The organism is Tardiphaga sp. 619_E2_N8_4 (genome assembly GCF_051810905.1).
Taxonomy (GTDB): domain Bacteria; phylum Pseudomonadota; class Alphaproteobacteria; order Rhizobiales; family Xanthobacteraceae; genus Tardiphaga; species Tardiphaga robiniae.
This window is the reverse complement of sequence record NZ_JBPWQJ010000001.1, coordinates 3,236,226-3,252,414: the sequence shown is the minus strand read 5'-3', so window position 1 is coordinate 3,252,414 and position 16,189 is coordinate 3,236,226. Positions and strand designations below refer to the sequence as shown.

Genomic DNA, 16,189 nt, shown 5'->3' with positions numbered 1-16,189 from the left:
TAGGTATATATTCCACTCCCGATTGGCCGTGGTCTAAAAGGGAGTCAGCATGCGCTATCCTGCCTATCCTCTGTTTCCCTCCAACATCCGCGTCATCGACTCCTCCGCGGACGCGGTGGCGCGCGTTCGGGTCGATGCCGATCCCGGACCGCCGCCCGTTCCGGGCGGCCGCCCCAAGGGCTGCAAGAAGCTGCACACCAATGCCACGGTCGCCGCGGCGCGCCGCCTGATCGAGGAGACGACGCTGACCTACAAGCAGATCGCGGCGAGGACCGGCGCAACCCACGGCACCATCGGCCGCTGGGCCCGCGAGGGCGGCTGGCAGCGTCACCCTTTTGCGCCTGTGGCCAGCGATACATTGCGGGGCGCCCGCGCCGGCCGCCGGCTGAAGCTGCGCGTCTTGAGAGAGAAGCTGCAGGCGCTGGCCGAGCGCTGCGTCACTGAGCTGTGGAACAGCCCCACGGTCGATCTCGACCGGCTGATCCAGGCCATGCAGGTGGTGAAGATGGCGCGGCTGGAAGCCATGGGCAACCGCCGCCCGCGCCGCCGCCCCGATGCGCCGGCGCGCACCGGCCAGGACTGGATCGACCGCGACACCGCGATCCGCAATGCGCTGAAGCAGATGCGCCGCGGCGGCGTCACGATCGACCGCATCCCCGACGAGGCGATGGCTCTGCTGGAAGACGCGCATACGCCGCCGGAGCGGGATCACCCGGCGCTCCGACCGAGGGGGCCGCGGCGGAGGCTGTAGCGTGAACACGATGCTGACTTACATGCAGCGCGCCATTAGGGAGGTAACAACAAATGGCTGCCGTTTATGTGGAGACCCGTCCGAAAGTTCGGCAAGAAGGCTCAGCTATAACCGACTACGTGGTTGAAGATCACGCGGACCACGTGCTTCACAACTCTCAAACGCAGCACGCGGCCATCGATTTGGCTGAACGCGGGGCACGCGGCTCCATCATTTGCCAGCGGCTGCATTCCAGCGAGAATGCCACGCCTCGAAGTCAAGCTCATCTAAGTGATGAGCGCATAGCGTTTGCACCAGTTCAACAAGCGCCCTCTCCATATCCTTCATCGTACCTCCGTACGCGATGATCCGCGCTTCTCTACCAGCTGTCCCCCATCCAAGCGGTTCACTGAGAGCAGCGTTCCAAATATGACGGTCAGCAAGTAACTCGGCAAAGAATTCAGAGGCGCCCTTCCCGCCGAAGTGCTGAGGTGGAAACCATTGTGCCAAACGCAGGAACATCTGTTCAACAACGTCGATCACGATACTTGTACCTTCAAGCATGTCAGGTCGTACGGGCGAACTCCACAAAGGCCGCGCTTTTAGGTAAATGTAACGACGCGTATCAGGCAACGATTCAATTTGCGCCTCAAGCACATGAAGTGATGGTGGTAGCCACTCGACGTCGACGTTGTGCGACACCTCCTGATTTGCTGCGACCGTTTCGGCTACGAAAGCCTTATCGGCTGCAGCTCTACGTTCACTGACGCGACGAAGCCAATCGTCTCGATTTCTAAGCACTTCGGTCGCACGTAGTTTACGGCCAAATCCGCCGCGCACCTGCGTGTTCTCATGATCTTGCAAGCAAAGTACCGCGAGATTTTCGATGGAATTATTGCTAGGATCGTCATCAATGTGATGAATCTGAACGGCGCGTTCTCGCAGGGTACAAACGCAGCAGGTCCGCATATGCAGGAACATCACTTCTGCAGCGATATCATCTGGAATAGTGACGCGCATTGCTATCGTTCCAATTTCGACTGATTTGGCAGAATTTCGGATGGGCTTTCCATGATGACTTATTCAGCAGCGAACGCTCGTAAGTTATTTCTGACGACTTCCAAGAGCTTGGAAATAGCTCCCGGCAAGATCACTAGATACACCGGAACGACGACGCAAGTTGGCGCGCAGCTTCCTCATCGAAAAGTATGAATGCGCAGCGCCGGACTCGATCAGATCGAACGCTTTTATTTTTGCTTCGAGGACTGATCCAAACTGAAGCTTACCTAGAGTCCCGTTCATGCGAAGCTTGTAGTTTGGTCCATCAGGAACAATCGAGAGTTCGACGCCCTTCTGAGCGATTGAACGCTCCCCAGATTGGCCCGCAGACCAGCGGCTAGAGAATACGAAACGTGTGCGCCGTTTAACGTATCTCATTTGATTAGACGCATAGTTGCTGGAGGTCAGGTGGTCACAGCAAACTTCCCCGACCTCCATCGTCCCCCATTTCGAATGATAAACGGAGAAGACGTAGCGAATTGCAGTTCCACATAGCTCACATTCGCCATCGAGGCCACCGAGGTCTTCGTGGTCGTTGAAATGCTCCCATCCAGATTGGGGCATTATCTTCCCATGCTCTTCAGCGTGACAGCCTTTACACAAGGCCTCACACGCTTCGTGCGGATACTGCCAAGGCTGGCGCTTCGGTATGTAAATATTGTGATGGACTTGGAGTATTACTCCATCGTCCGGCCCTCGTTGACATCGGTTGCAGAGGCCATCGTGGAGGCGAATGACTTCGGTCCGGAAGGCCCGCCATTCAGGTCGATTGTAGCGCTTCATCGGGATCGTCCGCAGCGAATCGAATAGCAGCTTAGCAAAAGCCAAGAGGCTTGGCGTTCACTGGCGCGCCCCAAGCACACGCGCTCTTACAAATCATCAAGTCTGAACCTTACCATCGCGATGAAGCTGAGCAGCCACAGGCACCGCCCCGTGCGCAGCGCTCATCTGTACCATTAGAGACTGGGTTCGTTCATCTCGTTCCCGCTTTCTTCTTTCAATTTCGGCTATTTCGGCCTTAAAGCTCTCGCTGGGCGTATAATAGTCAGGCCGCTCAGGGACAGGAATTTTATATTCGCGACAAAGAGTATCGATCAAGCTCAACGCTTGCAGACCGAATTTCGACCAATTGAGCCTGCGGTATTCGAAATACTCTTCATAGTCCGGTGGAAAAGACTCTTCGCCGACTGAAGACAGCCCCTCTTTGATTCCGCTTAAGCGGTTCGGCATCGACAGCAATTCGTACATCACGGAGCGAGGAAGTGCCTTGTAGTCCCCATCTGCTGGCAAAGTGAGCGTGGGGTTAGGCGTCGTTGTGTGGGATGCGCCTTCCTCATCTTCGCGCAGAGGATCGCACACTGCGTTGTAGCACCCGCCTACTAACTCATCCAAAGTAAGGACTACCCGCATAGCAAGATACTCGGCCTCCTTTCGCCGTTTATCTGCAGCGAACAAAGCCTCCTTTGTCCAGGCCATAAGTGTCACCGTGAGCTGACCGCCCACAGCAATCGCACCTCCCAATGCCACCTTGCCGACGTCGGTGCTAAAAAACTCAAGCATCTCACACGCTCCTCCTGTGCCTCAATTATTGGTTCTTCAGCCCGGGACGCCGCTATCACAAATGGGAACCGCAGGATTGCAAGATTCAACCTCAACGGAAGCGATTTTGCTGCTCCTTATGCCTCAATCGAAATATGAGCGACAGACCAACCTCTGTTCACCCTCGCGGGCATTTGGCCCTTTGGAGCGGCCCACGGGCAACTAAAAAAGACCACAACATAGGAATCACCTAGTCTGAGGCTTACTCATTTGCGTGTCCAATGGCAGAGTTGGCCGTGTTCGACTCGGAAGCGGTGCCGGGGTGTCATACGAGCGCTCAGGAATGGGACGTGTGGATGCGAACGCCGTGGGATGAGGCTCGGAAAACCACGAGCCCGAGTTCAAACAGAACCTCAGCTTCCGCTATTGCCGTTTGTGGCGTTTGCTAGTGCATTTAGAATGAAGCCAGCAGCATCGTCAGCCTCTCTGTCGGTCAGACTCGTTGTCGGCCACTGAATGTCATTGCGACCAACAGGCGCAAGCTGCACGACCTTGGAGCTCGGCCTGCCGGTCATATCGACAATATCAGGATGGACTGAAGAGAAAGCGTGGACATAGAGACGACCGAACACCAAGGTCGTGCTTTGGGTATTTGGCATTGGCACCCCGTCTGGCAAGTAACGAGCGGGATGGTCATCACTCTCAATCATCAACGCGTTCTTTATCCACTCGGGTATCCAATCCCCTCGCTCATAATCTCCCATCCAAATCTTCCACTGATCCCATGGGGGATGGCCATCTTCCATGAGCATCGTACGATGCGCCTAAGGGATAGCCGACACAGCCGGATAAAAGTGATCCGAGGTCATCACCGACACGGCACACCATGCCGCCAGAGTCTTTTGATTTTCGGTCGTTAGAACAGCAGACTGTCCCGTAGCGAGTGAGAGCACTATTGGTTTAGCTTCTTCCTGCAATCTGCTCATCCAGCCATTGTTGCAATTAGCGCAAACGAGCTTGACTCGTCTGGACTTGGCATCGCCATTGATGGTCCTCCGATCCACATCGGGCGCCCTGTCTTCATGCACCACCGTCCTCGACGCTGTGTAGCTAACTCCATTCTTGGGGATGTGTTTTCCCAACCAGGTCGGCCACACGTCCTCCTTCGTGAGTCGACCACAACCGGGTCCACAGAAAATACATGTTCGAATTGCGACTGACATCATTGGCTCAGATTGGCGCGGTATGGTCACTACTTTTTGGGTCTCAAACGCGGCTCAATGCTGCTCCATCGGCCAGCGCCCATACCAGAAGCAAAGCCCTTACCAGAAGACAATTCAACGTCGTGCTTTATCGCAAGAGCCGCGAACTGCTGCGCAAAGGGGATAACGTGTTGTTGCAAGTATTTCGTGAAGAATGATTTGTGAACTATATCGATTCCGAAGGTCTGAATGCGATCATGAGACGCTGTTTGATCAACCGCTTCATGCCGCACAACCCGAACCCAAGGTGTCAGGCTAAGTGACTGTTTGTCATCTTGAATGCGGGCCGCAATCATAGGTGCATCAAGCACCGCAACTGCGAGCGGGATGTGGCAGTCGAAGTAACGAGCCGTTGAAGGGGGCGCTTCTTGCTTCTTGAAGTATCGCAACGCTTTCGTCAGCGGCAACACCGTGTTCTGAAATGCGTCCGTGCCTGACAATTCGACCTTATCTCCCTTTCTTACACACTTCGAGAAAGTCATACACGGCTCAACTGCACCTCGGACAAAATGGTGCTCAGAGAGGCTAAGGGCACTTAGTATTGTCTCGCTGTACGTCGAGCGGTCATCGTCCGTTGTGAGGGAAATTCTATCCCCAGCGAGCCCAGCAAAGTATGGAAACTCCCGTAGCCGCGGTCGCGTTGGCGATAAGAAGAAGACGTAGGGAAGATCAGATTGCTTGCATTCGATGAGCAAATCTAGCGTTGGTCGGACAAAGGGTTGGCCTTCCTTCCACGGGTCGAACATTTGCCGTGACGCCCAGATATCCAGCGTTCGAAGCGTTCCCCCCTCATTATCTACAAAACTCCACTCTTCCTGCACATTGAAATCTTGACGCAGCGAACTCGTGATAACTGTTTGGAGGGGATAGCCTGACTTCCGAACTGCGTCCCTTAGTTGCTGCTCGGTAAGGCCAGCGCCGAGAACATTCTCCGGAGTATTAGTTGGTTCACCCTGGATGATCGCCTCCTGTCGATAGCTTGCGCGCTGATGTCTATCATCCATCAAAGTCATGCAAAACGGGGGAGAAACTCGCCGCTCTTGGTTCGGGCTAAAGCGGCCATCCTGACTGCCATTTGTGGCGCTCTTGTATTCTTAGCGCGGACAATAATTTTAGGCCTGTCAGTAAAACGCTCGGACGGCATTCACCTTCTGCCAGTGTGCCCCTTACTTTCCCGCCTTCCCCGCAAACACCCCGTTCAGCTCCCCGCCCTTCGCCCCCTGCGCGAACGCCGTGAACGTCCCCTGCCCGGCGATCTCCTGCGAGGCCTGCATGAATCCTGCCCAGGCCACGCGCGCGAGCGCGCCGCCGACACTGATGCGGCGGACGCCGAGGCTGGCGAGATGCGCCACGGTCATGGTCGGCTGCACGGTCAGCACATTGAGCGGCTTGCCGCCGATCGCCTTCACCAGCGTGGTGATCTCATCGTCGGTGGCGACGCCCGGCGCATAGAGGCAATCGGCGCCGGCCTCCGCAAAGGCGACAAGGCGCGCCGTGGTCTTCTTGAGGTCGCGCTCGCCATGCAGAAACCCTTCGCAGCGCGCGACCAGCATCACCGCGGGATCGACGCTGTCGATGGCGGCGCGGGCGGCCTTGATGCGCTCGACCGCGAGCTTGTCGTCATAGAGCGGCTTGTCGGACTTTCCGGTGGAGTTCTCGATGGAGAGACCGGCAATACCGCTCTTCACCGCGCGGGCGACATTGGCGGCGACGCCGTTCGGGTCGTCGGCGAAGCCGGCCTCGAAATCGGCATTGACGGGGAGATCGGTCGCGGCCGAGAGCAGCGCGAGATGTTCGATGACATCGTCTGCGGTGACCTTGTTGTCGGGGCGGCCGGTGGACCAGGCATAGCCGGCTGACGTCGAGGCCAGCGCCTTGAAGCCGAGATGGGCGAGATAGCGGGCGCTGCCGACATCCCAGGGATTGGGCAGCACGAAGCAGCCGGACTCGTGGAGCTTGCGGAAATTGGCGCGCTTCTCGGCGGTGGAGATGGTCATGGGGCCTCCCGGTCTTAGTGCCGCGTTGATCGCGGCCGGTCACTGCCATCGTAGCTCGGGATGCGCCATTGATCACGCCGTCATTCCGGGGCGCGCCTCTTGGCGCGAACCCGGAATCCCGGCATGGGAGTCACCGGTGAGCCAAGCCACTCAGAGATTCCGGGTTCGCTCGCCAAGTGGCGAGCGCCCCGGAATGACAGTTCTAATTATTGCCCTGCCCCGGCATTCCGCTCGCCAGCAAGGCCTCCAGCCGATCGAGCTCCGCCGCGATGTCGCTAATAACATCGTCCGCCCGCATCGCGATGACGCGATAGCCGCGCTCCTGCAGCCAAGTCTGACGGGCGGCGCGGTCGCTGACAATCACCTCGGTCTCGCCGGGATTGACCAGCTCGATGGCGATCCGCTCCGGGAAGGAGACGAAATCCGGGATGTGGCGCCCCACCGGGGTCTGGCGCTTGAACTGGCCGGCGAAGCGGCGGTCGGCGCGGAGCTGGTCCCAAAGCAGCCGTTCGGCGTCGGTCGGGTTGCGGCGGAGCATGCGCGCGAGACCGCGGACCGTGCCGCTCTCATGCGCCTGCGCGCCCTGCCCGTGTTCGGCCAGAAGCGCGCGCAGCCGGGTCGCCTGTTCGCCGTCGAGGACGCCGCCCTTGGCCGGGCCCTTGCGGCCCTCGGCGATGGCCATGACCACGCCGTGCAAGGTGTGCATGTCCTGCTTGGTCGGCTCCATCCGGGTGAAGATGTTGCGCAGGTTGACCAGCATGGTGTCGCGCTTCTCCGGCGGGCGCAGGAATTCGACCTTGTCGAGCTCGCCGACGAGGTTGTCGAAAAAGGCCGACATCTGGTGCTGCGACGCCGGCTCCGACCGCTCCGGCATCGCATAAGGCAGCGCGTTGGAGGTTGCCTGCTTGAACCATTCATAGCCGCAGAGCAGAACCGCCTGGGCGAGGTTCAGCGAGGCGAAAGCCGGGTTGACCGGGAAGGTGATGATCCGGTTGGCCAGCGCCACCTCCTCGTTCTGGAGGCCGTAGCGCTCCCTACCGAACAGGATGCCGGCGGTGGCACCTCCGGCGACATGGGCGATGGTCTCGGCGGCCGCGGCCTCGGGGGCGACCACCGGCTTGGCCTGGTCATGCGCCCGGGCGGTGGTGGCGAACAGCAGCGTGCAGTCGGCGACCGCCTGCTCGACGGTGTCGAACAGCTCGACCTTGTCGAGGATGTGATCGGCGCCCGACGCTGCCCGGCGGGCATGGACGTTGGGCCAGCCATCACGCGGGTTGACGATGCGCAGCCGGGTCAGGCCGAAATTGCCCATGGCCCGCGCGCACATGCCGATGTTCTCGCCGAGCTGCGGTTCGACGAGGATGACAACGGGGCCGACCAGGTCGGTATGCGCCTTGGTAGAGTCGGTGCCTGAACCGGACATCGCACTTCACTTTCTGATTCAATCTCTGAAGGTCTTGAATCAACCCGTGAAGGTTTTGATTCAACACCTCATCCGGGCGCTGCAAGTCACATGAAGCTGGACGGTTTTTGCCAGCCGGATGAGCGGCTTGCCGGGATTTGGTAGATTTCCCCTAAAACCGGCCCGCGTGGTCGCGCGCTCCGTTTGCTTTGGGTCTGGTTTCGGTTACCGGTAGCAGTAACGTTCAAACGAAACTGCAAACGAACCCGGTCACCAGTATCACTGGCGCGGGATTATGGGAGGAATGCAATGCGCGCAAGATGGACATTGGCGATAGTTGGCGCCGCAATGATGGTTGCAGGCAGCCTGCTCGCCCATCTGACGCAGACCTCGGGCGGCATCAAGATCGAGGACATTCGCTTCAAGGGCGCCAAGGGCAACACCATGAGCGCCCTGCTCTACACCCCGCCAAACGCCACGCCGCAGACCCCGGCGCCGGGCATCCTCGCGGTCCATGGCTACATCAATTCCCGCGAGACCCAGGACGGCTTCGCCATCGAATTCGCACGCCGCGGCTATGTGGTGCTGGCGCTGGACCAGACCGGCCACGGCTATAGCGACGGGCCGGCCTTCTCGAATGGCTTCGGCGGTCCCGACGGACTGGCGCATCTGCGCGGTCTCGCCAATGTCGACAAGAATAACATCGGTCTCGAGGGTCACTCGATGGGCGGCTGGACCATCCTGTCGGCGGCCACCGCCATGCCCAACGATTACAAGGCCATGGTCCTCGAAGGCTCTTCCACCGGCAAACCGTTCGCCGCCGACGGCACCTCCACCTGGCCGCGCAACCTCGCGCTGGTGTTCGCCAAGTATGAGGAATTCTCGACCCTGATGTGGGGCGTCCCGAAGGCCCGCGACACCGTCAGCAGCCCGAAGCTGTGGGCGCTGTTCGGCACGAATGCGGCGGTCGAACCGGGCAAGGTCTATGGCGACCTCGCCGCCGGCACCGCCCGGGTGCTCTATACCCCGGCCATCACCCATCCCGCCGAGCACATCTCCCATGAGGCGATCGGCTATGCCCTCGACTGGTTCGGCAAGACCCTGACCGGCGGCACGCCGCTGCCGGCCTCCGACCAGATCTGGTTCCGCAAGGAGATCGGCACCGGCATAGCGCTGCTCGGTTTCGTCGCCTTCCTGATCGGCATCTTCGACGGGTTGCTGGAGGCCCGCATGTTTGCCCGGCTGATCCTGCCGGAGCCGGCGGATGGCTCGAAGCCTTTGGAGACCCCAGTCGACCGCAGCCGCTGGCTCGGCGCTCTGGTCCTCTCGGTTCTGATCCCGGCTTTGACCTATTATCCGGCCTTCACGCTGGCCGGGAATTGGGTCAAGGCATCGCCCTGGCTGCCGCAGGGGATCACCAACCAGATCGTGGTCTGGGCCCTGATCAACGCCGCCATCGCGCTGGTGCTGATGCCGTTCGCGCCAAAACGCGCCAGCCGCCGCGGCATCGTCGGCCTGTCGATCGCCATCGCGCTCGCCACCGTCGCGTCAGGCTACCTGGCGCTGTGGCTGGCCGACCTGATCTTCACGGTCGACTTCCGGTTCTGGATCGTGGCGCTGAAGCTGCTCAACGGCAAGCAGGCGCTGATGGCGCTGATCTACCTCGCCCCGATCGCCCTGTTCTTCGTCATCGCCCTGCACGTGATGCACCGGAATTTCTCGACGCTCAGCGCCAGCCGGTCCGCCGTCTACCTCACCAACATGACCGCGCTGGCCTTTGGCTTCGCTCTCTTGCTGGGCATCCAGTACGGCGCCCTGTTCCTGAACGGCCAGTTGATCGACCCGGCACCCGCGGTGATCACCTCGGTCCCGCTGAACACCATCGTGGCAATCCAGTTCGTGCCGCTGATGGCGATTGTGGCCGTGATTGCCACCTTCACCTGGCGGCGCACCGGATCGAGCCTGCCGGGCGCCCTGATCTGCAGCTTGCTGGTGACCTGGTACGTGGTGGCGGGCACAGCGACGCAGGCTGCATTTTAAGCACGAACAGCCTGCGTTTTGGGTTCAAAATTGGGCTGAAACCGCATGGCGCCCCGGCTTTCGCCGGGGCAGGCGTGCGAGGCCGCGGACCGTGCCGCTCTCATGCGGCGACGATGCCTTGCCGTGTTCGCGGCCTGCCTGCCCTGACAATCCGGATGAAGGCGAGTTCCCGGCCAAGCGCTCGTGATTTGCCGGTCGTAGCGGGGGGTAGGTAATGTGCCGCTCCCTGGAATGACCTTGCAGCCTTCATGCCCCAGCTCATCCTCAGCGTTCACTCCGGCGTCCATGACGCCGCCGTCGCCATTTTCGAAGATTACGATCTGAAGGCCGCCATCGCGCTGGAGCGACTGACCCGGCGCAAGAGTGATGGCAGCGTTCATCCCGATGCGGCCATCGACGAGGTGCTGTCGATCGCCGGCGCCACCCGGCGCGATGTCGACGTCGTCGCCACTAGCCGGGCGATGTTTCCCAAGGCCTACTTCCCCCGCCTCGGTGGCCTCCGCTGGCTGCGCGAGCAGTATCGCAGCCGGGTCGGCAAGGACCGCCTGCTGCTCGGCGCCGAGCAGCATCGCTACCGCGCGCCGCGGGCGGAGGACGTCTTCGATGCCGCGGCGTGGCGGCGCGACGGCGGTTTCCGCGACGATGCCGCGATCCATTTCTACAACCACCACGAAGCGCATGCGCTTCCTACCCTGTTCTACAGCCCGTGGCCGGATGCCCTGCTGGTGACGGCCGATGGCGGCGGCGACAATGTCAATTACAGCTACCGGCACTTCACGGGCGGCCGCCTGACGACGGTCTATGGCGACGACGCCTGTCTGTTCCTGCCAAATCCCGTCGACAGCCTGGGCCGCGCCTATAGCGCGGCGACCAAGTCGCTCGGATTTCGCCCCAACCGGCACGAGGGCAAGCTGACCGGGCTCGCGGCCATGGGGAAACCGACAGCGGCCGATACGATCGCCGGGTATTTTTCGGTGGCTCCGGACGGACGTATCCAGTCCGGCTTTCGCAGCTATCACCAGATGAACGCCTTGATGCGCCGGCTGGCCAAACAGGCCGGCCGTGCGGATTTTGCGGCGTCGATCCAGAAGGTGCTGGAAGACACCATGCTGCTGTCGCTGCAGCGCCTTTTGCAGCGGCATCCGGCGCGACATCTCGGCCTGTCCGGCGGCGTGTTCGCCAACGTCAAGCTCAACCGCCTGCTCGCGGAGCAATTGCCGATCGATGAATTGTTCATTTTCCCGGCGATGGGCGACGACGGCCTGCCGATCGGCGGGGCGCTGTCCTACCTGATGCAGCGCGACGGCCTGGCGCCATGGCTGGGCCGCCGCCGCGATCTCGGGGATGTCTATCTCGGCCGCGATTTTCAGGCCGGGCTCGACGCCGGCATCGCAGCCACCCCGGGGATTCACCGCGTCAACGAGGCGCCGGTCGATGGCGCGGTGAAGCGGCTGGTGGCGGGCGAGATCGGCGCGATCTTCAATGGCCGGATGGAATACGGCCCCCGCGCATTGGGCGCCCGGACCATCCTCGCCAATCCGGCGCGGCGCGGCACCCACGACCTGCTGAACGAACGGCTGAGCCGTTCCGAATTCATGCCGTTCGCCCCCGTCATCACCACTGAGCGTGCCGCGGAGGTGTTCGACGTCAATCCCGTCAATGCGCGCGCCTGCCGCTACATGACCATCGCCTGCGACGTGAGGCCGGAATGGCGTGACCGCATCCCCGCCGTGGTCCATGTCGATGGATCCGCGCGGCCGCAGGTGATCGCGCGCCCGGACAACCCGCTGTATTATGACATTGTCGAGGGGTTTGCCCGGGCCAGCGGATTGCCGGTGCTGGTCAATACCAGCTTCAATGTGCACGAGGAGCCCATCGTCAACAGCCCGCACGAAGCGCTGCGGGCGCTGCTCGACCGGCGGATCGATTTCCTGGTGACCACGGGCGGCCTGTACCGGCGCGACGCGGCGTAACGGCAGCCTGCCGGTGAGCTGGTACGTGGTGGCGGACACCGCGACGCGGCTGCATTTTGAGCAAAAACAGCCTGCGTTTTGGGCTGAAAATTGCGCCGAAACTGCATGACGCCCCGGCTTTCGCCGGGTCCTGCGCGGTGCTATAGCCCCCCTACAAATCATCCCTCCCGCAACGCGCTAAAGGCCCGAACCACCATGGCAAAAATCAAGGTAGCCAACCCCGTCGTCGAACTCGACGGCGATGAGATGACCCGGATCATCTGGCAGTACATCAAGGACAAGCTGATCAACCCCTTCCTTGACGTCAACCTGATGTATTTCGACCTCGGGATGGAATACCGCGACAAGACCGACGATCAGGTCACCATTGACGCCGCCCACGCGATCAAGAAATACGGCGTCGGCGTGAAGTGTGCCACCATCACCCCCGATGAAGCGCGCGTGAAGGAATTCGGCCTCAAGCAGATGTGGAAGTCGCCGAACGGCACCATCCGCAACATCCTCGGCGGCGTGATCTTCCGCGAACCGATTATCTGCAGCAACGTGCCGCGCCTGGTCCCCGGCTGGACCAAGCCGATCATCATCGGCCGTCACGCTTTCGGCGATCAGTACCGCGCCACCGACTTCAAGTTCCCCGGCAAGGGCACCCTGACGATGAAGTTCGTCGGCGAAGACGGCGCCGTGATCGAGCGCGAAGTGTTCCAGTCCCCCGGCGCCGGCGTCGCACTGGCCATGTACAACCTCGACGACTCGATCCGCGACTTCGCCCGCGCATCGCTGAACTACGGCCTGTCGCGCGGCGTTCCGGTCTACCTGTCGACCAAGAACACCATCCTCAAGGTCTATGACGGTCGCTTCAAGGACATCTTCCAGGAAATCTTCGACGCCGAATTCAAGACCAAGTTCGAAGCCGCGAAGATCACCTATGAGCATCGCCTGATCGACGACATGGTGGCTGCTGCCATGAAGTGGTCCGGCGGTTACGTCTGGGCCTGTAAGAACTACGACGGCGACGTGCAGTCCGACACTGTGGCCCAGGGCTACGGCTCACTCGGCCTGATGACCTCGGTCTTGTTGACGCCGGACGGTTCGGTGGTGGAAGCCGAAGCTGCCCACGGCACCGTGACTCGTCACTACCGCGAGCACCAGAAGGGCAAGGAAACATCGACCAACTCGATCGCGTCGATCTTCGCCTGGACCCAGGGTCTCGCCCACCGCGCCAAGCTCGACAACAATGCCGAGCTGGCGAAGTTCGCCAAGACCCTCGAAAAGGTCTGCGTCGACACCGTCGAAGCCGGCTACATGACCAAGGATCTGGCGCTGCTGGTCGGCGCCGACCAGCGCTGGCTCTCGACCACGGGCTTCCTCGACAAGGTCGCGGAAAACCTGACCAAGGAACTGGCGGCCTGATTTCCGCCCTCTCCTGACTGCACCATCCGAACGTCCGGGTTGCCTCAGGCACCCCGGACTTTCTTTTTGAGACGTTCCGTTTTCGAGGTGACCCATGACTGCGCCAAATCCCGCCGACGGCAGCAATGATCCATATGTCTGGCTCGAAGAAATCGAGGGCGAGAAAGCCGTGGCATGGGTCGAGGCACAGAATGCGCGGACCGATGGCTTTCTCTGCGACGATAGCTACAAGCGCGATTTCGACGCAGTCATGAAAATCCTCGACGCCGACGATCGCATTCCCTTCGTCGGAAAGTCTGGCGACTATCTCTATAATTTCTGGAAAGACGCCGCTCATCCGCGCGGGCTTTGGCGCCGCACGGTGCTGGAGAGCTACAAGACCGATACGCCTGAATGGGACGTGCTGCTCGACATCGATGCACTGAACCAAGCGGAAGGCATCTCCTGGGCCTTCGCAGGTGCTGCGCGTTCGCCGGACAAGACCCGCGCGTTGATCAGCCTGTCGTTCAACGGCACTGACGCCATCGAGGTCCGTGAGTTCGATATTCCCAGCAAGAGCTTCGTTGCCGACGGCTTCATCATCCCGAAGGCCAAGACGCAGGTGAGCTGGGTCGATCAGGACACACTGCTGCTCGGCAGCGCGCAGACGCCCGAGGACAGCACGGAGGCCGGCTATACCCGCACCGTACGCAGGTGGACGCGCGGCACGCCGCTGGCCGCGGCTGAAACCGTCTTCGAGGTCGAGAAGCAGGACGTCGCCGCCTGGTTCGGCGTCAACCGCCGACCGAGCCATGAAGGCGTGATGTACTGGCGCGCGCTGGATTTCACGCGCTCGCATATCTTCCTCGAGCGCAAGCATGGTCCGCATGCCGGAAAGCGCCTGCGCCTCGAACTGCCGGAAGAAGTCTCCGTCTCGGCGGAAGCGGACGATCTCCTGATCAGCCCGAAACAGGACTGGACTGTCGGCGACGAGACGATTCCGACTGGCGCACTCGCCGTCATCGACCTCGATCGCTTCCTGTCTGGGGCACGCAATTTCGAGATCGTGTTCATGCCGACACCGACCCGCGCATTGCAGTCATGGTCGGAGACGCGACACGGCATTGTGCTGGAAATCCTCGACAACGTCCGCGGTCGCCTCGCTCTGCTGCAGCGGAGCGAGGCTGGCTGGCGCGAGACGGCAATTCCGGGATTGCCCGATAACGCCACGATCTCGGCGCAGAATTTCGGCGGCGAGGACGATCCCGATCTCGGCACCGACATGCTCTTCACCGTCGCGGGCTTCGACCGGCCGACAACGACAGTGCTGTGGAATGGCCACGGCGCACCCGAGCCGCTGAAGAGCTCGCCGCCCAATTTCAATCCCGAGGGCATCGAGGTGCAACAACGCCATGCGGTGGCAGCGGACGGCACCAGGATCCCCTACTTCCTGATCGGCAAGAATCTCTCGGCCGGCGCCCCGCCCCGGCCGACGATTCTCTATGGCTATGGCGGCTTCGAGATATCGCTGACACCCGCCTATATGGGCATCGCCGGCAAGCTGTGGCTCGAACAAGGTCATCTCTACGCCATCGCCAATATCCGCGGTGGTGGTGAGTTCGGCCCGGCGTGGCATCTGGCTTCGCGCAAGATCACCAAGCATGTGGCCCATGACGACTTCGCGACTGTGGCGCGAGATCTCGCTGCATCAGGTATAACGACGCCGCAGAAACTCGCCTGCCACGGCGGCAGCAATGGTGGCCTGCTGGTCGGCAACATGCTGACGCGCTATCCGGAACTGTTCGGCGCGGTCTGGTGCAGCGTGCCGCTACTCGACATGGCGCGCTATACCAAGCTGCTCGCCGGCGCGAGCTGGATCGCCGAATATGGCGATCCAGAAATTCCCGACGAGTGGGCCTATCTGCAGAAATACTCGCCCTATCACCTGATCGCGCCCGGTAAGACCTATCCGCCGATCTTCATCACCACCAACCGCACCGACGACCGCGTCCATCCCGGCCATGCCCGCAAGATGGCAGCGAAGCTCGAAGACCTTGGTTATCCCGTCTGGTTCAACGAGACGGTGGCGGGCGGACACTCCGGCGCGGTGGACAATACCAAGCAGGCACAGAGCCAGGCTCTGGGATTTGCGTTTCTACGGCGGACGATTGGAGCTGCGTAAAACGAACGACAGAGCAACTACCAACCAGAGCAAGAGAGGGTTCACATGACCTGCAATACGCCACATGTTTTCAAACGCCCGATCCTGACCACGATTGTCACGCTCTCGCTCAGTGTCGCGGGCGCATTCTCTGCTTTGGCGCAGATGCCGGATGCGATTGCAGCCCCCGGCGAGACGCAGATCGCCAAGCTGCATGCTGAAGGCGCGCAGGTCTATGAGTGCAAGGTCGACGCTTCAGGAAAGCTGACATGGGCGTTCCGCGAGCCGATCGCCACGCTGATGGCGGATGGCAAGACCGTGGGGCGGCACTATGTCGGACCGAACTGGGAATACAGCGATGGCAGCGCGGTGGTCGGTAAGGTGACCGGCAACGCACCAGGCACCACTGCCAAGGACATTCCGTGGCTCCGCCTCGAAGCCGCCTCGCATCGCGGCAGCGGCATGTTGAGCGGCGTGACCACGGTACAGCGCATCAACACCGTTGGCGGCACGCTCGGCGGCACCTGCAGCGGCGCCGGCACGTTACAGAGCGAGCCCTATTCGGCCGACTACGTGTTCCTGCGCAAAGGCTAAGGACATTTCGCCGGCGGACACTCCGGCGCGGTGGAGAATACCG

At 61.2% G+C, this 16,189-nt stretch carries 13 protein-coding genes; 6 read left to right on the top strand and 7 right to left on the bottom strand.

Features of this window, described 5'->3' with window-relative positions; translation table 11 throughout:
• Window positions 1-49: 49 nt before the first annotated feature.
• Window positions 50-751, top strand: coding sequence for a hypothetical protein (locus tag AB8A23_RS15415; RefSeq protein ID WP_439059132.1), 702 nt, complete (start codon window positions 50-52; stop codon window positions 749-751).
• Window positions 752-961: 210 nt separating this feature from the next.
• On the opposite strand, the gene AB8A23_RS15410 is transcribed toward AB8A23_RS15415, so the two are convergent.
• The 7 genes from AB8A23_RS15410 to AB8A23_RS15380 form a co-directional block, all read right to left on the bottom strand.
• Window positions 962-1,750 (bottom strand): HNH endonuclease signature motif containing protein, encoded by a 789-nt coding sequence (locus AB8A23_RS15410; RefSeq protein WP_439059133.1) that lies wholly within the window; start codon window positions 1,748-1,750, stop codon window positions 962-964.
• An 84-nt stretch (window positions 1,751-1,834) separates the two neighbouring features.
• The gene (locus AB8A23_RS15405; RefSeq protein WP_439059135.1) at window positions 1,835-2,572 is read right to left on the bottom strand and encodes an HNH endonuclease; all 738 of its coding nucleotides are present in this window, start codon (window positions 2,570-2,572) and stop codon (window positions 1,835-1,837) included.
• A 96-nt stretch (window positions 2,573-2,668) separates the two neighbouring features.
• Window positions 2,669-3,349, bottom strand: a complete 681-nt coding sequence (locus tag AB8A23_RS15400) for a hypothetical protein (protein ID WP_439059137.1) — start codon at window positions 3,347-3,349, stop codon at window positions 2,669-2,671.
• A 392-nt stretch (window positions 3,350-3,741) separates the two neighbouring features.
• Entirely contained in the window at window positions 3,742-4,140 is a 399-nt protein-coding gene (locus AB8A23_RS15395) for a hypothetical protein (RefSeq protein ID WP_439059139.1), read from the bottom strand.
• Window positions 4,141-4,580: 440 nt separating this feature from the next.
• On the bottom strand, window positions 4,581-5,072 hold the full coding sequence (locus AB8A23_RS15390; protein ID WP_439059140.1) for a hypothetical protein: 492 nt from the start codon (window positions 5,070-5,072) through the stop codon (window positions 4,581-4,583).
• A gap of 684 nt (window positions 5,073-5,756) precedes the next feature.
• Window positions 5,757-6,587 carry an isocitrate lyase/PEP mutase family protein gene (locus tag AB8A23_RS15385; RefSeq protein ID WP_439059141.1) on the bottom strand — a complete coding sequence of 277 codons (831 nt, stop codon included), beginning with the start codon at window positions 6,585-6,587 and terminating at the stop codon, window positions 5,757-5,759.
• A gap of 202 nt (window positions 6,588-6,789) precedes the next feature.
• Entirely contained in the window at window positions 6,790-8,010 is a 1,221-nt protein-coding gene (locus AB8A23_RS15380; protein WP_439059143.1) for a TrmJ/YjtD family RNA methyltransferase, read from the bottom strand.
• Between the two features lie 288 nt (window positions 8,011-8,298).
• Here AB8A23_RS15380 and AB8A23_RS15375 point away from each other — a divergent pair, with 288 nt between their 5' ends.
• The 5 genes from AB8A23_RS15375 to AB8A23_RS15355 all read left to right on the top strand — a co-directional run bounded on the left by AB8A23_RS15375 (window position 8,299) and on the right by AB8A23_RS15355 (window position 16,146).
• The gene (locus AB8A23_RS15375; protein WP_439059145.1) at window positions 8,299-10,029 is read left to right on the top strand and encodes an alpha/beta hydrolase; all 1,731 of its coding nucleotides are present in this window, start codon (window positions 8,299-8,301) and stop codon (window positions 10,027-10,029) included.
• 248 nt (window positions 10,030-10,277) lie between these two features.
• Window positions 10,278-12,002 (top strand): carbamoyltransferase C-terminal domain-containing protein, encoded by a 1,725-nt coding sequence (locus AB8A23_RS15370; RefSeq protein WP_439059147.1) that lies wholly within the window; start codon window positions 10,278-10,280, stop codon window positions 12,000-12,002.
• A gap of 195 nt (window positions 12,003-12,197) precedes the next feature.
• A complete protein-coding gene (locus AB8A23_RS15365) occupies window positions 12,198-13,412 on the top strand; it encodes an NADP-dependent isocitrate dehydrogenase (RefSeq protein ID WP_068735892.1) in 1,215 nt (404 codons plus the stop codon).
• A gap of 94 nt (window positions 13,413-13,506) precedes the next feature.
• On the top strand, window positions 13,507-15,573 hold the full coding sequence (locus tag AB8A23_RS15360; RefSeq protein WP_439059149.1) for a prolyl oligopeptidase family serine peptidase: 2,067 nt from the start codon (window positions 13,507-13,509) through the stop codon (window positions 15,571-15,573).
• Between the two features lie 144 nt (window positions 15,574-15,717).
• Window positions 15,718-16,146: a DUF3455 domain-containing protein gene (locus tag AB8A23_RS15355; RefSeq protein ID WP_439060520.1), complete on the top strand. Its 429-nt coding sequence runs from the start codon at window positions 15,718-15,720 to the stop codon at window positions 16,144-16,146.
• Window positions 16,147-16,189: the final 43 nt, after the last annotated feature.